The sequence below is a fragment of the Tabrizicola sp. genome (assembly GCF_036781545.1).
Lineage (GTDB): Bacteria > Pseudomonadota > Alphaproteobacteria > Rhodobacterales > Rhodobacteraceae > Tabrizicola.
In genome coordinates this window covers 1-19,566 of record NZ_DAIQAT010000028.1, presented here as the reverse complement: position 1 = coordinate 19,566, position 19,566 = coordinate 1, and the positions used below count along the sequence as shown (strand labels likewise).

General features: G+C 67.4%; 19 protein-coding genes. 10 read left to right on the top strand and 9 right to left on the bottom strand.

All coding sequences use genetic code 11. The annotated features are described in order from the left end of the window. Nucleotides 1-10: 10 nt before the first annotated feature. Entirely contained in the window at nucleotides 11-1,090 is a 1,080-nt protein-coding gene (hemH, locus tag V7Q39_RS07165) for a ferrochelatase (protein ID WP_333815874.1), read from the top strand. Nucleotides 1,091-1,250: 160 nt separating this feature from the next. Here hemH and V7Q39_RS07160 read toward each other — a convergent pair whose 3' ends face one another. Genes V7Q39_RS07160 through V7Q39_RS07150 form a run of 3 tightly spaced genes read right to left on the bottom strand, consistent with a single transcriptional unit; the run spans nucleotide 1,251 to nucleotide 2,849 of the window. Beyond that, nucleotides 1,251-1,628: an NUDIX hydrolase gene (locus V7Q39_RS07160; protein WP_333815873.1), complete on the bottom strand. Its 378-nt coding sequence runs from the start codon at nucleotides 1,626-1,628 to the stop codon at nucleotides 1,251-1,253. Nucleotides 1,629-1,681: 53 nt separating this feature from the next. Continuing rightward, nucleotides 1,682-1,963, bottom strand: coding sequence for an NfeD family protein (locus V7Q39_RS07155; RefSeq protein ID WP_333815872.1), 282 nt, complete (start codon nucleotides 1,961-1,963; stop codon nucleotides 1,682-1,684). 1 nt (nucleotide 1,964) lies between these two features. After that, nucleotides 1,965-2,849, bottom strand: coding sequence for an SPFH domain-containing protein (locus tag V7Q39_RS07150; RefSeq protein WP_333815871.1), 885 nt, complete (start codon nucleotides 2,847-2,849; stop codon nucleotides 1,965-1,967). Nucleotides 2,850-3,007: 158 nt separating this feature from the next. Here V7Q39_RS07150 and V7Q39_RS07145 point away from each other — a divergent pair, with 158 nt between their 5' ends. Genes V7Q39_RS07145 through lpxK form a run of 3 tightly spaced genes read left to right on the top strand, consistent with a single transcriptional unit; the run spans nucleotide 3,008 to nucleotide 5,439 of the window. Beyond that, the gene (locus V7Q39_RS07145) at nucleotides 3,008-3,253 is read left to right on the top strand and encodes a DUF4170 domain-containing protein (protein WP_333815870.1); all 246 of its coding nucleotides are present in this window, start codon (nucleotides 3,008-3,010) and stop codon (nucleotides 3,251-3,253) included. A 3-nt stretch (nucleotides 3,254-3,256) separates the two neighbouring features. Next, nucleotides 3,257-4,450: a 3-deoxy-D-manno-octulosonic acid transferase gene (locus V7Q39_RS07140; protein ID WP_333815869.1), complete on the top strand. Its 1,194-nt coding sequence runs from the start codon at nucleotides 3,257-3,259 to the stop codon at nucleotides 4,448-4,450. After that, nucleotides 4,450-5,439: a tetraacyldisaccharide 4'-kinase gene (gene lpxK, locus V7Q39_RS07135; RefSeq protein ID WP_333815868.1), complete on the top strand. Its 990-nt coding sequence runs from the start codon at nucleotides 4,450-4,452 to the stop codon at nucleotides 5,437-5,439. Before V7Q39_RS07140 ends, lpxK begins: the two co-directional genes overlap by 1 nt. A gap of 44 nt (nucleotides 5,440-5,483) precedes the next feature. Here lpxK and V7Q39_RS07130 read toward each other — a convergent pair whose 3' ends face one another. Continuing rightward, nucleotides 5,484-6,380, bottom strand: a complete 897-nt coding sequence (locus V7Q39_RS07130) for a LysR family transcriptional regulator (RefSeq protein WP_333815867.1) — start codon at nucleotides 6,378-6,380, stop codon at nucleotides 5,484-5,486. Between the two features lie 129 nt (nucleotides 6,381-6,509). On the opposite strand from V7Q39_RS07130, the gene V7Q39_RS07125 reads away from it, so the two are divergent. Both V7Q39_RS07125 and V7Q39_RS07120 read left to right on the top strand, forming a co-directional pair. Then, entirely contained in the window at nucleotides 6,510-6,917 is a 408-nt protein-coding gene (locus V7Q39_RS07125; protein WP_333815866.1) for a DoxX family protein, read from the top strand. A gap of 58 nt (nucleotides 6,918-6,975) precedes the next feature. Continuing rightward, nucleotides 6,976-7,938 carry a glutathione S-transferase family protein gene (locus V7Q39_RS07120; protein ID WP_333815865.1) on the top strand — a complete coding sequence of 321 codons (963 nt, stop codon included), beginning with the start codon at nucleotides 6,976-6,978 and terminating at the stop codon, nucleotides 7,936-7,938. Here V7Q39_RS07120 and V7Q39_RS07115 read toward each other — a convergent pair. Both V7Q39_RS07115 and V7Q39_RS07110 read right to left on the bottom strand, forming a co-directional pair. Then, on the bottom strand, nucleotides 7,935-9,497 hold the full coding sequence (locus V7Q39_RS07115; protein ID WP_333815864.1) for a cisplatin damage response ATP-dependent DNA ligase: 1,563 nt from the start codon (nucleotides 9,495-9,497) through the stop codon (nucleotides 7,935-7,937). The two genes, V7Q39_RS07120 and V7Q39_RS07115, sit on opposite strands and share 4 nt — an antisense overlap. Beyond that, nucleotides 9,494-10,495, bottom strand: a complete 1,002-nt coding sequence (locus V7Q39_RS07110) for a ligase-associated DNA damage response exonuclease (RefSeq protein ID WP_333815863.1) — start codon at nucleotides 10,493-10,495, stop codon at nucleotides 9,494-9,496. The genes V7Q39_RS07115 and V7Q39_RS07110 overlap by 4 nt, the downstream gene beginning before the upstream one ends. 243 nt (nucleotides 10,496-10,738) lie before the next feature. Here V7Q39_RS07110 and V7Q39_RS07105 point away from each other — a divergent pair, with 243 nt between their 5' ends. After that, the gene (locus V7Q39_RS07105; RefSeq protein ID WP_333815862.1) at nucleotides 10,739-11,812 is read left to right on the top strand and encodes a hypothetical protein; all 1,074 of its coding nucleotides are present in this window, start codon (nucleotides 10,739-10,741) and stop codon (nucleotides 11,810-11,812) included. Between the two features lie 6 nt (nucleotides 11,813-11,818). Here the strand turns inward: V7Q39_RS07105 and V7Q39_RS07100 are convergent, their stop codons facing one another. The 3 genes from V7Q39_RS07100 to V7Q39_RS07090 all read right to left on the bottom strand — a co-directional run bounded on the left by V7Q39_RS07100 (nucleotide 11,819) and on the right by V7Q39_RS07090 (nucleotide 15,339). After that, on the bottom strand, nucleotides 11,819-14,134 hold the full coding sequence (locus tag V7Q39_RS07100) for a caspase family protein (RefSeq protein WP_333815861.1): 2,316 nt from the start codon (nucleotides 14,132-14,134) through the stop codon (nucleotides 11,819-11,821). Nucleotides 14,135-14,275: 141 nt separating this feature from the next. Then, a complete protein-coding gene (locus tag V7Q39_RS07095; protein WP_333815860.1) occupies nucleotides 14,276-14,518 on the bottom strand; it encodes a hypothetical protein in 243 nt (80 codons plus the stop codon). A gap of 134 nt (nucleotides 14,519-14,652) precedes the next feature. Continuing rightward, nucleotides 14,653-15,339 carry an OmpA family protein gene (locus tag V7Q39_RS07090; protein WP_333815859.1) on the bottom strand — a complete coding sequence of 229 codons (687 nt, stop codon included), beginning with the start codon at nucleotides 15,337-15,339 and terminating at the stop codon, nucleotides 14,653-14,655. Nucleotides 15,340-15,436: 97 nt separating this feature from the next. Between V7Q39_RS07090 and V7Q39_RS07085 the strand changes: the two genes are divergently transcribed. The 3 genes from V7Q39_RS07085 to V7Q39_RS07075 are packed head-to-tail and all read left to right on the top strand — an operon-like array spanning nucleotide 15,437 to nucleotide 19,561. Next, entirely contained in the window at nucleotides 15,437-16,192 is a 756-nt protein-coding gene (locus V7Q39_RS07085) for a PP2C family protein-serine/threonine phosphatase (protein WP_333815858.1), read from the top strand. A gap of 4 nt (nucleotides 16,193-16,196) precedes the next feature. Continuing rightward, nucleotides 16,197-17,087: a M15 family metallopeptidase gene (locus V7Q39_RS07080; protein WP_333815857.1), complete on the top strand. Its 891-nt coding sequence runs from the start codon at nucleotides 16,197-16,199 to the stop codon at nucleotides 17,085-17,087. Next, entirely contained in the window at nucleotides 17,084-19,561 is a 2,478-nt protein-coding gene (locus V7Q39_RS07075) for an ImcF-related family protein (protein ID WP_333815856.1), read from the top strand. The genes V7Q39_RS07080 and V7Q39_RS07075 overlap by 4 nt, the downstream gene beginning before the upstream one ends. The last annotated feature ends 5 nt before the right edge of the window (nucleotides 19,562-19,566 follow it).

The following is a 19,566-nucleotide window of genomic DNA, read 5'->3' as shown; positions in this document are numbered from 1 at the left end:
AAGAACCGCGATGCAGGGACCCGAGACTGTCACCCCCGGCCAGGGCCGCCTTGCCCATGCCCCTGCCGACCATCCCCCGGTCCGCAAGCCGCGCGTGGGGGTGCTCTTGGCCAACCTCGGCACGCCGGATGGCCACGACTACTGGTCGATGCGGCGCTATCTGAGCGAGTTCCTGTCGGACAGGCGGGTGGTCGACTACCCGAGCTGGAAATGGCAGCCACTGCTGCAACTGGTCATCCTGTCGAAGCGGCCCTTCACCTCGGGGGCGAACTACAAGCTGATCTGGAACGAAGAGCTGAACGAAAGCCCACTTCTGACCATCACCAAGGCGCAGACGGCGGCGATTGCGGCGGTGCTGGCCGAGAAGCATGGGGCGGAGGTGATGGTCGACTTCTGCATGCGCTACGGCAATCCCTCGACCGAGGCCAAGGTCAGGGCGATGGTCGCGGCGGGGTGCGAGAAGATCCTGTTCTTCCCGCTGTATCCCCACTACGCCGGGGCGACCTCGGCCACCGCGAACGACCAGGTCTTCCGTGCCCTGATGCAGGAAAAGCGGCAGCCCGCCGTGCGGACCGTGGCGGAGTATTTCGACCATCCGCTCTATATCGACGCTCTGGCCGGGTCGGTAGAGGCTGCCTATGCGAAGCTGGACCACCGGCCAGACGTGCTGGTCGCCTCCTACCACGGGATGCCGCAGAGGTATCTGCGGGAGGGGGACCCCTACCACTGCCAGTGCCAGAAAACCTCGCGCCTCTTGCGGGAAAGGCTGGGGTGGGAGGCGGGGTCGATCGACACCTCGTTCCAGTCGGTCTTCGGTCGGGAAGAGTGGCTGCGGCCCTATACGGTGCAGCATGTGGCGGCGCTGGCGAAGGCGGGGAAGAAGCGGATCGCGGTGATGGCCCCGGCTTTCAGCGCCGACTGCATCGAGACGCTGGAGGAGATCAACGGGGAAATCCGCGAGGCTTTCCTGCACGCGGGGGGCGAGGTCTTCACCTATATCCCCTGCCTGAACGACGAGCCCGCGCATATCCGGGCGCTGGTCGCGGTGATCGAGGAGAATCTAGGCGGGTGGCTGCCGCGTATGGGGTGAAGGCGCCCAAGTGGCGCAGGCTTGAAGGGGGCGCCTTCTTCGGCCCGGGGCTTTCCCTTGGCTTCGTGCCTCCCGCTCAGAGGTCCGCCCTCCCAGACCGTGCCTTCGCAATATCCAGAAATCTCCGGCAAAGAGACGAGGTCGAACGAGGAGGTTGCCGTCAGGCCGCCAAGGTCAGTTCCGCCCATACGATCCCTGTTCGCCGCTGCAGGTCCGGTACTGCGCGCCGGTGCGACAGGAAGGTGTCGACCAGCATCAGATCCCAGCCCTGCCCCTCGTTCCCGAAGCGGATGGCGGAGACTTCCTCGGGACCAATCCAGCCCCCGAAGAAGAATGACAGTTTCCCTGCCTCCATCATCGAAGGGAACTCCCGCCGCCAGACCAGCCTGTCCGGGGTCAGCCGCAGCCCGAACTCTTCCCACAATTCGCGCAGCAGGCATTCTTCCGGGCCTTCGGACCCCTCGCGACCCCCACCCGGCAGGTCCCAGAGGCCGGGCCAGCGCAGACCCGGCGTTTCGTCTCGCAGATAGACCAGCACCGAGGAGTCGCAGAACAGCGCTGCCTTGGCCCCGGTGAAGTCTACCGCGCAGCTCAGGGTTGGTCGTTGATGTCGCGGTCCCAGATCTTGACCTGATTCTCGCGGACCCCCATCGTCCGGCGCAAGATCAGCCAGGCCAGAACCGAAACCACCGCGAAGATCAGGACCAGCGCGGGCACCCCGGCGGGGACGCCGAGCCCCACCAGAATGCCGGTCACGACCGCCCCGATGGCGAAGCCCAGGAAGATGAACCCCGGCACAAGGATTTCCAGCACCCCGAGCGCAAAGCCCAGGATCACCCAGGCCCACCAGGTTCCCGCAAGATCGGTCAGCATCTCAGGCCCCCCGTCCTTTCAGCATCTTGAACGCATCGCCGAAGGCCTCCAGCGCGTTGGCGGGCACAAGAATGGTCTGCTTGCCATGCCCGGAAGCCACCGCCTGCAAAGCCTCGACCTGCTTCAGCGCGACCTGGAACTGCGCCGCTTCCAGCCCGTTCTCCTTGATCGCCCCGGCGATCACGCTTGTCGCATAGGCCTCGGCATCCGCCGTCACCCGGCGCGCCTTGGCGGCCTGCTCGGCGGCGTAGAGATCGGCATCCGAGGCCAACTCGACCGAGCGCTTCTTGCCCTCGGCCTCCATCACCTGTGCCCGGCGCGCGCGCTCGGCGTTCAGCTGCTGCAGCATCGCGGCGCGGGTCGCCTCATCCAGGTTCACGTCCAGGATTTCGGCCCGCGTCACCTCGACCCCCCAGTCGTCGACCATGGCCGTGACCTGCTCGCGCACTCGCTCGATCAGTTGCGCCCGGTTCGACTGCACCTGGTCCAGCTCCAGCTTGCCGATCTCCGACCGGACGATCCCGGCGACTGTGGTGGCAATGGCGCCGTCCACATCGCGGATGCGGTAGACGGTCTTTTCCGGTTCCGTCACCCGGTAGAAGACCGAGGTCTCGACCTTCACCAGCACGTTGTCGGCGGTGATGGCGTCCTGCGAGGCGTTCGGAAGCTGGCGTTCCAGCACCGAAACCTTGTGCGCGATCCGGTCAAGGAAGGGCACCACGAAGTTGATCCCCGGTCCAAGCACCGCGCGAAGCCGCCCGAAGCGTTCCACGACGTGCTTTTCCGATTGCGGCACGATCCGCACGCCGAGGAAGATGCAAAGGATGATGAAAAGCGCGATGGCCAGGTAAACGCCGGGCCAGCCGATCAGGAAATTGCCGTTCACGGGGAAGTCCTCCGGTTCAAATCCGCGGCGGCAGGGGCCGGTCGCGTTAACGTGAATGTGACCCCTCGCCGCCGCCAGTGCAAGAGGCGCGGGGGCAGACTTCCCCCTGCCCCCGGAAGCGGATAGGGTCGCAGCGCCTGTTTTTCAAGGATTGCAACATGACCCAGCGCCTGCATCTCGTCTTCGGTGGCGAGCTGGTGGACCCCCAGACCAACGTCTTCCGCGACGTCAGCCAGATCCATATCGTCGGCATGTTCCCGAACTACGAAAGCGCCTACCGGGCCTGGAAGGGCGAGGCGCAGCGCACGGTGGACAATGCCCACATGCGCTATTTCATCGCCCATATCCACCGGCTCAGGGACGAGGGCACGCCGGCCTCGGCCACCGAGGAGCTGGGCGGCTGATCCATGGCCTCGTCGCTCGGCCTGACGCTTTACAACCTTGGCCAGCGGCGCGAGCCGGGTGAAGGCGCGTCCCGCCCGGCCCGGCCCGCCGGGCGTCTTGTCTGGCTGCACGCCCCGGGCGAGGGACTGGTCAGCCCGATGCGGGCCCTGGCGCGGCGTCTGGTCGAGGAAGACGGGCTGCCGGTCCTGCTGACCGCCCCGGTGACGATGGAGCCGCTGCCGGGGGTGATCCTGCAACCGCCGCCGGTGGACAGCCCGGTCGATGCGCGCGCCTTCCTTGACCACTGGAACCCCGAGATCGCACTTTTCGCCGGGGGCCAGCTGCGCCCCGCCGTGATGCACGAGGCGGGCGAGCGGCAGATCCCGATGCTTCTGGTGAACGCCAAGGCCCCGGCCTTCCTGCGCGAACGCGACGGCTGGTATCCGGGCCTGATGCGGCAGGCGCTTGCGCGGTTCCGGGCGATCCTCGCGGTGGACGAAGCAGCGGCGCGCGCCTTCCGCAAGGGCGGCGCGGCGCTGTCGGCGGTGGCTGTGACCGGCCGGATGGAGGAGGAACCCATCGTCCTGCCGGGGCTGGAGGCCGAACGCACAGCATTGGCAAGATTGCTCGCCGCCCGCCCGGTCTGGTTCGCCGCCGGCGTGACCGAGGCCGAGGAAGAGGCGGTGTTGCAGGCCCACCGGAAAGCCCTGCAGCATTCACACCGCCTGCTTCTGATCCTGATGTCGAAGGATCCCGCGCGCGCCGCCATCCTTGCCGACCGGTTCGAGGCCGAGGGCTGGGCCGTCGCGCAGCGTGCGCAGGAGGAGGAGCCCGAGCCCGAGATCGAGGTCTTCATCGCCGACAACCCGGCGGAATACGGGCTGTGGTATCGCCTCGCCCCGGTGACTTTCCTTGGCGGCAGTCTTTTCGGCAAGGGGCCGACCCGCAGCCCAATGGAGGCGGCGGCCCTGGGTTCGGCGATCCTGCACGGGCCGCGCACCGGCACCGCCGGGCCGGTTTTCGCCCGGCTGGGGGCAGCGCGGGCGACCCGGGCAGTGGCGTCGGCCAATGATCTGGGCGATGCGCTGGGCGATCTTCTCGCGCCCGATCGTGCGGCCCGGCTGGCGCAGGCGGCCTGGGGTGTGGCCAGCGACGGGGCCGAGGTGACCGAAGGCATCCTGCTTCGCCTCCGCGCGATCATGGACGGGGACGAGTGATGCGCGCGCCCGGCTTCTGGTGGCGCGCGCCCGACCGTCCCGGCCTTCTTCCGCGCCTGTTGGCCCCGCTCGGCTGGCTTTATGCCGCAGCCACCGCCCGCCGTTTGCGCCAATCGGGCTATGTCCCGCGGGTTCCGGTGATCTGCGTCGGCAACCTCACCGCCGGGGGGGCGGGCAAGACCCCGACGGTGATTGCCCTGGTCGAGCGCCTGGTCGCCCGGGGGCGGAAGGTCCATGTCGTCAGCCGGGGCTATGGCGGGCGGCTGGAGGGCCCGCTGCGGGTGGAGGGCGCCGACCATTCCGCTGCGGAGGTGGGAGACGAGCCCCTGCTGCTCTCGGCTTTCGCTCCGGTCTGGGTCGCGAAGGACCGCGCCGCCGGGGTTAGGGCCGCCGAGGCCGCCGGGGCCGAGGTGGTGCTTTTGGACGACGGCTTCCAGAATCCGGCGGTGAAAGCCGCGCTGGCGCTGCTTGTCGTCGATGCCGCCCGCGGTTTCGGCAACGGGCGCTGCCTTCCCGCCGGCCCCCTGCGCGAGCCCGTCGCCACCGGCCTCGGCCGCGCCGACCTCGTCCTGACAATCGGCCCCCCCGCCGCGCAGGCCCGCTTCGATGCGGTCTGGGGCGATCAACTCACCGTACCGCGCCTCTGCGGCCAGCTCCAGCCGCTGCGGATGGGCATGGACTGGCAGGGCACCCGCGTCCTCGCCTTCGCCGGGATCGCCGACCCCGCCCGCTTTTTCACCACCCTCCGCGCCGAGGGGGCCGAGGTCGTCCGGGGCGAGCCGCTGAACGATCACGCGACTCTGTCGGAGGCGCTGCTGCACCGGCTGGAGACGGAAGCCGCCAGCGCCGGGGCGCAGCTGGTCACGACCGAAAAGGACGCCGCCCGCCTGCCTCCGTCCTGGCGGGCGAAAGTGCTGACCCTGGTGGTGCGGCTTGAGGTTCAGGACTGGTCGCCGATGGATTTCGCATTGGACCGCCTGGGGCTTTAGCCACTGGCGCGGCTAGATCCGTCGGAAGCTCTCAAAGACGGTTCCTAAAGCACGTCGGCGCTGCGGATGTCCTCGGCGGCGAAGTCGATCAGGGCGCGGACCTTGCGGGGCAGGACGCGGCCTTCCAGATAGACGGCGTTGAGAAGACTGGTTTCCCCGGCGTGATCGGGCAGAACCTGGACGACGAGACCCGCGGCCAAAGCCTCGTGCAGGGTGAAGCGGGGAGCGTAAGCGAGGCCGTGGCCCTTGGTGGCCAGTTCCACGGCGGCGCGGGCGGAGTTCACCTGGAACCGGCCCTGCACGGCGACGGTGGTTTCCCCGCTTCCGGTGCCGAAGCTCCACCGCCGGGGTGTGCGGCGGTTGGTGTCGATGATGCAGTCGTGCCGGGCAAGCTCGGCGGGGTCTTGCGGCGTGCCCTTGCGGGCGAGGTAGTCGGGGCTGGCCACCAGCATCGAGCCGAAACTGCCAAGCTTGCGCGCCTTCAGCGACCGGGTGTCGGTGCGGCCCATGCGGAAGGCGACGTCGATGCCCTCGGCAGCCAGGTCGACATGCCGGTCGGAAAGCCGCAGGTCGAAGGACAGCGCCGGGTTCCGTTGCCCGAAACGTTCCAGCATCCCTGCGACATAGGTTTCGCCGAAGGTGACGGAGGCCGAGATGCGGATCACCCCGGCAAACCCGCGCGAGCCTTCCGAAACCTCGCCGATCAGATCGTCGAGATCGTCGAGCAGCGCAGGCGCGCGGGCCAGCAAGTCCTCGCCCGCCGGGGTCAGGCCGACCTTGCGGGTGGTGCGCTGCAGGAGCCGGACGCCGAGCCGGCTTTCCAGTTCGGCCACATACTTCGAGGTCAGCCGGTTCGACACGCCCAACTGCCCCGCCGCGGCAGTGAACGAGCCGGTCTGCGCAGTGGCGACGAAGGCCTTGAGTTCGTCGATCAGGTCCATCGGCATTCAGAACAAATTGAGGATAGTCATTCCGGATAACTGCCATTTCGTGGAGGAAGGTCAAGGGTTACCTTGGCCGCATCGATTCAATTGCCGCCCGAGGGGTGGCCGTCAGAAAGGATGACACCCATGTCGACCAATTCCGATTACGCCGCGCTGGCGCTTCGCCTGTCCAGCGGTGCCCTGTTCGTGGCCCACGGGTTGATGAAGGTCTTCGTCTTCACCATCCCGGGGACGGTCGGCTATTTCGAAAGCCTGGGCCTGCCCGGTTTCCTGGCCTATCTGACCATTGCCGCCGAAGTGGCGGGGGGCCTCGCGCTGATCTTGGGCGTGGCGACCCGTGCGGTCGCGCTGGCGCTGATCCCGGTGCTTCTGGGTGCTCTCTGGGTGCATTCGGGCAATGGCTGGGTCTTCTCCAGCGAGGGCGGCGGCTGGGAGTTCCCGTTGTTCTGGGCTGTGGTGCAGGGCGCCATCGCGCTTCTGGGCAGCGGCGCCTATGCGCTGAAGCCTTCGGCTCGGGCGGCTGCCCTGGCCTGACGACATTGGGCCGTCCGGTTCGGGCGGCCCTTCGTTTCCTTGCGGAAAGGGTCTTACGATGCTTGTCGATGGCAAATGGGTGGGCGACTGGCAGCCGGTGCAGAAGGCCGATGCGCAGGGCCGGTTCGTGCGGCAGCTGTCCAGTTTCCGCAACTGGATCACCCCGGACGGCCGCCCCGGCCCGACGGGCGACGGCGGGTTCAAGGCCGAGGCCGGACGCTATCGGCTGTATGTCGCGCTGATCTGCCCCTGGGCCTCGCGCACTCTGATCGGGCGGGCGCTGAAAGGGCTGGAGGGGTTGATCCCGGTGACGGTCGTGAACCCCGTGCTGACCGATGAGGGCTGGGCCTTCGGTGGCTATCCGGGAGCGGACCAGGATCCGCTGTTCGGCGCGGCCCACCTGCATGAGATTTATACCCGCGCCGATCCGCATTTCACCGGGCGGGCCACGGTGCCGGTGCTGTGGGATATGGCGCAAGGCGTCATGGTGTCGAATGAAAGCGCCGATATCCTGCGGATGTTCGACACGGCCTTCGAGGCCTTGGCGCCATCCGACCTGCGGCTCTACCCGGCCGATCTGGCAGAGAGGATCGACGCGCTGAACGCGCGCATCTATGACGGGCTGAACAACGGCGTCTACAAGGCGGGCTTCGCGGGGACGCAGGCAGCCTATGACGAGGCGGAGGCAGGCGTCTTCACCATGCTGGACGAGTTGGAGGCGCGGTTGGACGGGAGTTATCTCTTCGGCGCGCGGCTGACCGAGACCGATATCCGCACCTTCGTCACGCTGATCCGGTTCGACGCGGCCTATCACGGCATCTTCAAGCTGAACCGCCGACGGATCGCCGACTACCCGAGTCTCTCTGTCTATATGAAGCGCATCCTGCGGCTGCCGGGGGTCGCACAGACGGTGAACCTGGATCACATCAAGGCCGGATACTACTCGATCAAGGCGCTGAACCCCCTGGGCATCGTGCCCGCCGGACCGGAGCATGTGACGCGGCTGATCGGCTCGGTCTAGTCGTCCAGCATGGCCTGCAAGGTCGACAGGTGGTCGGCCTCCGACGCTGGTTTGTCGTCCCGGATGCGGTTGATCCGGGGAAAGCGCATGGCAACGCCGGACTTGTGCCGGGAGGAACGGTTCAGCCCCTCGAACGCCACTTCCACCACCTTGGTGCGGGCGACCGAACGGACCGAGCCGAAGCGTTCCACGGTATTGTTGCGGACGAAGCGGTCAAGCTCCTTCAGCTCGGCGTCGGTGAAGCCGAAATAGGCCTTGCCGACGGGAACCAGGTCCTCGCCGTTCCAGACGCCGAAGGTGAAGTCGGAATAATAGCCCGACCGCTTGCCATGGCCGCGTTGGGCATACATCAGGACCGCATCGACCAGATGCGGATCGCGTTTCCACTTGAACCAGGGGCCCTTGACCCGACCAGCGAGATAGGGGCTGTCGCGGCGCTTGATCATCACGCCTTCGATCACCGTGGCGGGCGGGTTCAGGCGCAGCGCGGCAAGCTCGTCCCATGTTGCAAAGGGCAGTTCGGGCGAGAGGTCGATGCGGGGGCCAAGCGGGGCGACGGCCTCTGCCAGAACCGCGCGGCGGGCGTCATAGGGCTGGTCGCGCAGGTCCTGGCCATTCCAGATCAGCACGTCGTAGAGCCGCAACCCCGCGGGGTGGGAGCGCAGCATGGCCGGGGTCACGGTCTTGCGGTTCAGCCTTTGTTGCAAATCGCCGAAGCTGGCGATCTCGGCTTCGCGGCGGACGAGAAGCTCCCCGTCCAAGGTGCCGTCGAAGGCCATCAGTTCCACGATATCGGGGAAGGCGGCGCTGATGTCCTCGCCGGTGCGGGAATAGAGGCGGCGCGTGCCGCCGTCGCTGACCGCTTGGATGCGGATGCCGTCCCATTTCCATTCGGCGGCATAGTCGGCGGGGTCGAGGACCGAGAGCTGGTCAAGGTCGGTCGGGGTGGAGAGCATCACCGGGCGGAAGGGGGCGCGGGCGGCGGCTTCGGGGCGGGGGCTGCCTGCGGCCCAAGCGAAGAGGTCGAGGTAGGGCGGTTGCAGCGCGTGCCAGATTTCCTCCACCTCGGTCACAGGCAGGCTGGCCCAGCCGGCGAAGGCGGTGCGAGCAAGGCGGGCTGAGACGCCGACCCGTAGCGCGCCGGTCGCGAGCTTCAGGTAGGCATAGCGCTCGGAAGGGCCAAGACTGTCGAGTCGGGCGGTGATGAGCGCGGGAAGGCGGGTCTTCGCGGTAGTCGCAAGTTCATGCACGACCTCGGACAGGGGCGGGTCCGAGCGGGTGCCGTCGGGCCAGATAAGCGAGATCGTCTCGGCAAGGTCGCCAACGAAATCATAGCTGTAGGAAAAAAGCTGAGCATCTACTCGCATTTCTGTCAGGCCCCGCAACAGGCTGGGCGTGACCTGCCTTAGCTTGAGATCGCCGGTCAGGGCGGCGAGCATCAGGCCGCGTTCGGGGTCGGGGTTGTCAGTAAAGGCGGTGGCCAGAAGCCGTTCCTTCCCCAGCCTTTGCGGGGTGAAGGCCAGGCGTTCCAGGAGGGTGGCGAAGGCGGCAAGGCTCATTCCGCTTCGTCCTCGTAGCCGACGAGATGCAGGGGCCGCGCGGCGCGCTGGTTCAACTCGCACCAGCGCATGAGCGCATCTTCGCGGCCATGGGTGATCCAGACCTCGGCAGGATCCAGTTCATTGATCGTCGCGGTGAGGTGCGGCCAGTCGACATGGTCGGAGAGGATCAGCGGCAGTTCCACCCCGCGCTGCCGGGCACGGGCGCGGACCTGCATCCAGCCCGAGGCGAAGGCGATCACCGGATCGGGGAAACGCTGCGCCCAAGTGGCAGCGAAGGCCGAGGGCGGGGCGATGACGATGGCCCCGGCGAAATCGGCCTTCTTGCCCTCGGTCGCCGGCCGAAGGTCGCCAAGGTCTACCCCCTGGGCGATGTGATAGTCACACAGGCGTTGCAGCGCGCCGTGGATATGGATCGGCGCGTCCCATCCGGCGCGACGAAGCTCAGCGATCACTCGCTGCGCCTTGCCGAGCGCATAGGCCCCGATCAGGTGCGACCGTTCCGGGAAGGCCTGCACGCTGGCCAGAAGCCGGGCGATCTCGACCTCGGGCGGGGGGTGGCGGAAGACCGGAAGGGCGAAGGTCGCCTCGGTCACGAAGATGTCACAGGGGACGGGCTCGAAGGGGGCGCAGGTCGGGGTGGGGACGCGGGCATAATCGCCGGAGACCACGATGCGCTGGCCCTGCCCCTCGACCGCGATCTGGGCCGAGCCGAGGACATGGCCCGCCGGGCGGAAAGAGACGGCGACATCGCCGATCTGGGTGGATCCCGCAGACGCCACCTGTCGGCTGGCGGCGAAGTCGTCGCCATAGCGGATGGCCATGATGTCGAGCGTCTGGCGCGTGGCCATGACGGCGCCGTTGCCGGGGCGGGCATGGTCGGAATGGCCATGGGTGACAAGCGCGCGGGGGACGGGGCGCAGCGGGTCGATGAAGAAGTCACCCGCCGGGCAATACAGCCCCTCGGGCCGGGGAAGAAGAAGCGGCGGCTTGGCCATGTGCAGAGCCTTCTTCAAGCCGCAAGGCGCGCGGAGAACAGAGGATAGGCGGGGGAAAGGCAAAGTCCAATCCCGAACGGCAGGGGAACGCGGGGCAGCACCGTCCGTTCCCCGGAGGCGCAGGGAAGCTGTGACCATTGTTCCACAACCCGCACCAATTCTGCCGCCGTCCGGCGTTTCGTTCAGGGGAATGCGGGGAAAGCATGCGAGGATGGCTTCAGGTCATGAAGGCAGGGGCAGGACATGCGCGCCGTTCTTGGAATCGTTGCGGTTGCCGGATTGACCGGCGGTGCCGCCGAAGCGCAGGATGCGCTGAGCTACAGCTTTGAGGGTCGCGCGGGCCTGGGCTATCTGAGCCAGAGGACCGAAAGCGGCAACGAGACCGGCTTTGCCTATGAGGCCCCGGTGCTGGCTGTCGAGGGGACCGGCAGGATCGAGTTCCAGCCGACCGACCTCCTCCGCTTCGGGGCGCTGGCTCGGGTGCAATGGCAGAAGGGCCGCGAGTCGAACTACGACCGGTTGACCCCGGTCGGCCCCTTCGAAGGGGCGGGTGCAAAATTTGGCGGCACCGAGCTGGACATGGCGGTCTATGCGGCCGTTTCGGTGGTGACGCTCAGCTACGGCGACATGGAGACCGCCTTCGACCGCGCCACGCGCGAGATCGCGCAGGGCGATTCCATCCTGGACGGCGGCAATGCGGTCTGGCTGAACATCGGCGACGGCGCGGGAAGCGGCGGGTTCCGCGACGGCCTGTCCAGCGGCCCGGGAAAGGGGCCAGACCTGCGCACCCTGCGCGCCGATGTGCAGTTGGGCGATTTCACGCTGTCCGCCTCGCGGTCGAAGGGGCAACCGACATTCGGGCCGGAGATCCGGGTGGATGCGGCAGGCCTGACCTGGGAGCATGAGTTCGACGGTGCCACGCTGTTCGCGGGGATCGGCTATGACAAGGGCCCGCTGGACCGGTTCCGCTCCTTCAGCCTGGGGGCGACGGCGGCCGGGTTCAACCTGATCCTCGGCCGTATTCACCGCGAGCCGCTGGTCGTGAACAGCGGCTTCACCGCGGCCTATGACACCACGTTCCGGGGCGCGTCGCTGTCCTATGACTTTGGCGATTTCACCTTGGGGATGGCGAAATCCTCGCAGGACATCCGGCCCTTTGCCGATGCCGTGTTCGAGGGCAAGGCGCGGGCGATCTTTGCCTCATGGCAGGCGCGGGACAATGTCTCGGTCGATTTCGAATATTCGAAAAGCGAATACCGGGTCGTCAGCGGCGACGACACGCGCAAGGCCAGCATTGCAGTGGCGCTGGAGTTCTGATCCCCCTCAGTACAGGTCCACCCGGAAGGGCGTGGTCGACCACTGGAGGCGGGCGATGTCGATCAGGCGCTCGACGGGGTCGGTTTCCACGGAAATGTCGCCATGCTGCGTGGCGATGCTCTGATAGGCCGACTGGCTGCCTTCGCCGAAGGCGCCATCGGGGGTGACGGCGGCGCCCAAAGATTGCAGCAGGCGTTGGGATGCCTCGTCCACCGCCTCGACCGGCAGGGCGGCCAGCACCTTGCGGGCGCGTTCGATCGTCTTCTGGTCGCGCAGCGCGGCGGCACGGCCCGCGCGCCAGGCGGCATCGGCGGGTGACAGGCCGCCTGCGCCTTCGGTCAGGATGAGATAGGCGGCGTAGGCACCGGCATTGGCATCGCCGCGTTCCAGGCCCATGTCGAACCATTCCACAGCCTTGCCCAGATCGGGTTTCTTGCCCAATGCTCCGCTCGCGATCAGCGTGCCGATATTGCCCGGCGCGTTTGGATGGCCACCGTCCGCCGCCTTGGTGAACCAGTCGAGCGCGAGCTTCGCATCCTTCTTCTGGCCGCCGAGGCCGTTCATGTAGACCAAGCCGAGGTTGTTATAACCGTAGATGTCGCCCCGGGCGGCACTTTCGTTCAGATAACGCAAGCCACGGGCCGGGTCGTAGTATTCGCTTTTCTCATCGAGATAGAAGTAGCCAAGCTCGTTCATCGCATAGGTATGCCCGACCTCAAGCGCCCGCATCAGCAGGTCATAGCCGCGCAGACGGTCCTGCCCGGTCTTGCCGAAGCGCACCATCTGGCGGCCCAGCGCATAGAAGGCATAGGGATCGCCCAGTTCGACGCCCTCGCGGAAATAGGCCATCGCCTCTTCCGGGGCGGCTTCCAGCGTCGAGCCGCCGGTTTCGCGGCCCTCGTTCAGGATGGCATTGCCGATGGCATAGGAGGCGCGGGAATGGCCCAGCTTGCGGGCGGTGTCCCATTCGGCGCGGGCCTCGTCGTGGCGGCGCAGCGCGGCAAAGGCACGGCCCAGCTGATAGTGGAAGCGGGCATTCTGCGGCTCGCGTGCGACGGCGGACTGGCAGGCGAGGAGCGCGGCTTCGGGCTCGATCTCGTTGGCGAAACGGGCAATTCCCACCCCCTCGGGATCGAGGTAATCGGCAGCCTGAAGATCGCAGGGATCGGGCGTCAGGTCGACCTGAACCAGCTTCGGCGCGCCGTTGAGGTCCAGCTTGAACTGGACCTTCAGCATCGGATCCTGGCCGAAGGTGACAGTCGGGCCGCTGACATAGGCGAAGGCGAGCCGACCGAGGTCTTTGGCCGCCAGCGGAAAGATCGGGGCGGATTGCAGGCCCTGGTCGTCAAGCAGCACCAGCCGACCTCCGCGCGGGGGTTCGGCGAGGCCGACAGTATCGGTCGGGGCAAGGGCCAGTTCCTGCGCGAGGGTCGCGCCGATGGGAACGGCGGGGGCCAGAGGGGCGGCGATCCTGATATCGGGCGTTGGCAACGTGGCGTCGAGGGGCAGAAGCTCGGCCGAGCTGGCGGCGAAAAGCGTAAGGCCGCGGGCGACGGAAGTCCCGTTGTCCTCGACCGGGCCCGAGATGTCCGGGGCGGTGCTGACCGAGGCGATGCCCGCCTGTTCCACCATGGTGGAGCTGTCCCAAGGGACCTGGACCCCCTGAGTCTCGACGAAGACCTTGCGGCGGACAGTATCGAAGAGATCGGTCAGCGGGACCGGTCCCAGCGAGGCAGCCTGCAGGAACGCGGTGGCAAAGGGGCTGTTCTCGCCCGCGCCGTCCAGCGCCACTTCGCCGGGAGAGGTGGAGAAAACCACATAGGAATTCACCGGGGCGGCAAGGGAGGCGAAACCCGTCTCGACCTCGCGCACATCGGGGCCGAGCGAATCCTGCAGCTTGACCCCGGCGAAGGGGTTGTTGCGGCAACTGTCGAGGATCACGATCTGCAACCGCGCCCGTGCGCCGATGATCGAGACGAGGCTGCCGAGCGAGACGGTCTCGAACGGCAGGCCATCGATCTGGTCCAGTTTGGCGTCGGTCGGGATGAGGTAGTTCTCGGACCCGATCTGCACACCATGGCCCGCATAGTAGAACAGGACCTCGGTATCGCGGTCGACGTCGAAGAGGACCCGCTGCATCAGCCCTTCGAAATCACGCTTCGAGGCGTCCTTCAGAAGGGTGACGTCATAGCCTTGCCCGGCCAGCAAGTCCGCCACGTCCAGCGCATCGTTCCAGGCGTTCGGCAACTGCGGCGCGTGGGCGTAGGACTGGTTGCCGATGACGATGGCGTATTTCTGGCGCGGATTGGTGTCAGGGGCCAATTTGCGGCTGCTGGCCGAGACATGGCCTTCAGGAAACGGGCCGAGGGTGGCATCCTGCGCTGTCGCTGTAGAACCGGCAGCGGCAAGAAGAACCGCCAAGACGCCGCCTTTCGTGAAGATGCGCGGGAGAGGCATGGCCGATCACCAGCCGCCGCCACCGTTGCCAGCACTATTGAAGTCAATGTCCACCGGCTTGGGCTTCTTGACCACAGGCGCGGGCGCGGCTGCGACGGGTTTCTTGACCACCGGCTTCTTGACCGGCGCGACGACGGTCGGGGCCGGTTTCTGAGGTGGAGGCATAAGCTCGTCACAGGCGGTGACAAGACCGAAGGCAGAAAGGAGGAGGAGAGAGCGAGACCAGGTTGCAGGCATGAAAAGACCCATTCGTTGAAGCGTTGGCCGACCGCACAAGGTGAAGAAAGGATACAAACAAATCGCTGGAAGGATGCCACAGTCCGCCGGTTCAGGCAACGGCGCCGGGGGCGGGGGTCCGGGGCGCACCCACCCCGGACTTGCGTTCAGCTCAGCGCCTGAAATTCGACGCGGCGGTTCTGTTCGGATTTGGGATCGACATTGTCGAGGAGAAACCGTTTGCCCAGGCCCACGGCCTCCAGCCGACCGGCCTCGATCCCGCAATCGTTGATGAAGAAGCGCTGCACCTCCTCGGCCCTGAGGCGCGAGAGGCGTTCGTTGTAATCGTCTGTGCCCGAGGCATCGGTATGGCCGATGATGCGGAAGAGCTGGATGTCGGAGGCCTTCATCACCTTGCAGAGCGTCGCCAGCTTGGGCTTCTGCGCCTCGTCCAGGGCGGCGCTGTCGAAGGCGAACTCGATCCGGATGTTGACGCCCAGGTCTTCGGGCATCTTCACCAGCGTCGCCGTCTCGGCCTCTTTCACCACGGTTTCGGTGGTGCTCGCCGCGACAGTCTCGGCCACCTGGGTCGTCCCGGAGCTTTCGGTCGTGGCCGCCGTCACGGTTTCGGTCTCGGCGGGGTCCTTCGCCACTTCGGTCGCGATCGCGACATCGTCGGCGGTGACGAGGGTCAGGCCGCGGGTGAGACCGGTCTTGCCTTCGACCGCGGCCTTATAGGCGTCGCGTTGCGCCAGAAACAGGTTCAGCAGTTCCTCTTCGGACTGGTCCTGCGACCAGGCGCCGGAAGGCGCGACCACGGCGCAGATCGCAAGACTGGTCAGCAAGTTGCGCATATTCGAACGACCTTCCAAAAAAACGGATTTATGACTGGGCGAAGTCTAGGCTATGATGCCTCTGCATTCAATTCACACCTTTGGGCGATCTCTGGCCATGAACACACCGATCACTGTGGTTCCGGGGGCCGCGCCCGCCCTTCCGGTGGCCGTCGGGGCCGGGCTGACCAACCGCGGCATGGTGCGCGACCGCAACGAGGATTCGATCCTGACCGACCCGTCGGGGATGCTCTGGGCGGTGGCCGACGGGATGGGCGGCTACGGCAACGGCGATGTTGCTTCGGACATCGTGATCGACTGCCTGGCACAGATTCCGGACGGGGCCGATCCCGGCCCGGCGCTGGTGGCGCGGCTGAAGGAGGCGAACCAGCTGGTGCTGGAGCGCCAGCGCGCACCGGGGATGGGGCGGATGGGGTCGACCGTGGTCGCCGTGCTGATCGCCCGCGCGGTGGCGCATGTGGCCTGGGCGGGCGACAGCCGGGCCTATCTGCTGCGCGGCGGGCATCTGCGGCCTTTGACCCGCGATCATTCGGTGGTGCAGGAAATGGTCGACCGGGGCGAACTGTCGCCCGAGGAGGCCGAGAGCCATCCGGAATCGCATATGGTGACGCGGGCGGTCGGTGGCGGCACGGAGCTGGAGGTCGATCTGGTCAGCGTGCCGCTGCAGGTGGGTGACCGGCTGCTCCTGTGCAGCGACGGCCTGACGCGCTGCGTCTACGAGCAGACGGTCGAAGCCCTGCTGCGCGAGGCCGTCACCCCCGAGGATGCCTGCCAGAAGCTCTTGCGTGAGGCGCTGGACAGCGGCGCGCCCGATAATGTCTCGGCGATCACCGTGCTGATCCGGGAAAGCTGAAGCCATGCAGCAGAACAGTCTGATCGCCCCGATCATCGTCGCCATCGGCGTGATCATCGCAGCAGTTGCCTTTGCGATGGTGACGACGCTGCTGCAATCGGCCGACAGCGGCGCGGACCTGCGGCTGACCCGGCTGGAAGCGGCCTTTGACGCCGAAGCGGGGCAGCGCGCGCGGCTGGAGGCGGAGATCGGCACATTGAAGGCCGACCTCGCCCGGTTGCGCGACGACATGAGCCTTCTGGCGAACCGGGCGCCGGTTGCGACCTCGACCGAGGTTGCCATCCCCACGACCGGTTCCGATGGGCTGAGCGCGGGCGAGGACGAACAGCACCAGCCCGAGACCGAGGCGCTGACCGAGCAGATGAAGGCGGCGCGCGAGCGGTTCAACAAGGGCATCACCCAGCCGCGCAACAAGACCATGCTGGCTTTGCTGGGCCGTCCGCGCGAGGACCTGGGCACCGATTGCCGGGGGATCACCAATCCGCGGTTGAAGGGTCTGGTCGAGACCCGGCAGATCGGCCCGATCAAGGCCACGATGCTGAAGCCGGCGCTGGACAGCCTGGAACGCATCTTCGCGAAGCTGAAGGAGGACGAGCCGGACATCTATGCCAAGCTCGGCACGGCGGGTGCGCTTTGCGTCCGGCTGATCCGGGGGTCGGCCAGTTCGGTTTCCAACCATTCCTTCGGAACGGCGATCGACATCACGTTGCAGGGCGAGCTTGACCCCTTCGCCGACGGCACCATGCAGATAGGCCTGGTGATCCTGGCCGAGCATTTCAATGACGAGGGCTGGTATTGGGGCGGCGGCTACAACCGCGAGGACGGGATGCATTTCGAGGTGGGCGAAGAGACCCTGCAGAAATGGGTCGATGAAGGGCTGATCCCGTCGCAATGAGTGGTGCGCCGAACAGCCCGCGCACGGTCCTGCCGCCAAAGCGTGGGGGGCGGGTATCCGATCCCGAGGTCTATGAACGCGCGGCGGGGCCGATCCTGCGCATGATCGAGCAGCTGGCGACGATCCGGGGGGTGGAGGCGCAGGTGCTGGTGCAGCGCGCAGGCGAGGCGCTGGACCGTTTCGACGCCGAGCTGGAACGGGCGGGCGTGCAGCCCTCGACCGTGCAGCCCGCGCGCTATGCATTGGGCCTTGTGCTGGACCAGACGGCGCGCCGGAACCGGGCGGTGGATGTCTCGCTCTGGGGTGCGGGGGCGCACCGGCTGATCTTCGACGGACGCGACCTCTCGGCGACCAGCTTGCGCGACTTCATCCGCAAGGCGGGCGAGGCGGGGCCGGAGTTCGCAGGCGTGAAGGTCTTCATGGAGCGGCGGCTGGCGGTGCTGGAAGGCAGCCGGACCCGGTTCGACCGCAACCTCGGCGCGGGCTGGACCGGGATCACGCTGGTGCTGATCCTGGCTTTCGTGCTGCTGGTTGCGGGCTGGGCCGGGTTCGTCGAATGGCGCTTCCACCGCGACCTGACACAGCTTTTCGAGGCCGAGGCGCTGGACATCGGGCTGGACCGTGACGGCGTGATCCCCGATCTGCCGCAGCGGCTGACCCGGCTGGGCGAAGCGGCAAGGGGCGTGGAGCAGGCCGCGAAGAAGGCGCCGATCCGGCTGTTTGCAGGGCCCCTGGGCTTCGATGCGGCGGTGCGGGCCGATGCGGTCTATGACGCGGCGGTGCAGAAGCACCTGCCGGGCGCGCTGGCCCGGGCCGTGGATGCGGCGCTGACGGCAGAGGGCGAGAGCCTGCCGCTCTATGACACGCTGCGGGCCTGGTCGATCCTGTCGGGACAGGCCGACTGGACACCGGACTATCTGGCGGGCTGGCTGACGGACCGGGCAGGAATGCTGCCCGACCTGCAACCCCTTGCCTCCCATATCGCGCGGCTTCGTCAGCCGGAGACACCCCCGCCGCCGCCGGATGCCGAGCTTCTGGCGCAGGCGCGGATCTATGCCGCCGATGCGCCCGAAGCGGCGCGGGCCTATCTGGAACTGCAACGGTCGGCGGGCGCGGCAGGGCTGGCGCCCTGGCTGCCGGACACCGCCGTGCCGGGCCTGTCGGTCGTGCTGCAGCGCCGGTCGGGGCTGGCGATGGAGACGCCGATTCCCGGTCTTTTCACGCAAGCGGGCTGGGACTATGCCCGCAGGGTCGGGGCCGGGCTTGCGGTGCAGGTGACGCGGGCCGAGGCGGCGCGGCTCTTCGGCAAGCCTCCGGCAACCCAGAATGATGCACCGGACCGGGTGATGGATGTCCTGCAACGCGAGACGCTGGCGCGCTGGAAGGCCTTCCTCGCCGATGTGCAGGTGCGCCCCTTCGCCGATCCGCAGCAGGCGGTGCTGGTTTCGGGCCGCCTGTCCGCGCCGGATTCACCGCTGGCCAAGCTTCTGCCGGAAGTCTGGGCACAGGTCGGCGGGCTGGACCGCAACCGGCCCCATGCCATGCAGCTGCGCATCGCCTCGGAATTCGCAGCGCTGATCCAGTATTCCGAAGACGGCCGGATGAACGAAATCGCAGGCCTCTTCGCCAGCCTGAACGTGGCGCTTGGCGCGATGGACCGGGACGAGCCGCGCGGGCTTCAGCGGCTGATGTCTGCACAGGCGCGCGGGGCCACGCTGGCAGCCTTGCGGACGGCCCCGCCGATGGTGGTGCAGATCGTCGAGGACGTGCTGGTCCAGACCAGCGCGGCGCAGGCCGACCCGTTGTCGAACCCGCTGACAAAGGCTTGGCAGACCGAGGTCCTGTCGCTTTGCAAGCAGGTGACGGAAGCGCGCTATCCCTTCGCCACAGGCGCGGATGCACTGCTGAACGACGTGACACGGCTGCTTGGCGCCGGGGGGGCCATCGACAAGTTCTACCGCGCCCGGGCCGAACCCTATATCGACACGTCCAGCACACCCTGGCGCTGGAAGCCGGATGCGCGCTTCGCGGGCCTCGACCCGAAAAGCGCCGAGTTCCTGCAGCGGACCCAGGCCATTGCCGCCGGCTTTTCCGGCCAGGGCAGCGAGATGACGCTGGCCGCGCTGGCCGAACGCGGCAAGACCTTCGTGGCGGTAGGCGGACAAGGCGGGCCGGTCGAGACCACGCTCGCGCCGCTCACCCTGGCCTGGCCCGGCACCAACCCCGCGGCGGGGGCCGAGGTGCGGTTCACCACAGCAGAAGGCAGCGCCACGCTGGCAGAGCCCGGCGAATGGGGCCTGTTCCGCATCCTCGACGGGATCCGCCTGCGCGAACGCGACGGCGGCAAGCGATTCCTCATCGACCTCAAGTCCGGCAATGCACGGCTCTTCATGGAGGTGCAGTTCCCCTCCGAGGCCAATCCGTTGTCGCGCTGGAAGCTTCTGAAGGGTCTGGCTTGCCCCACCGCGCTGTGACCACG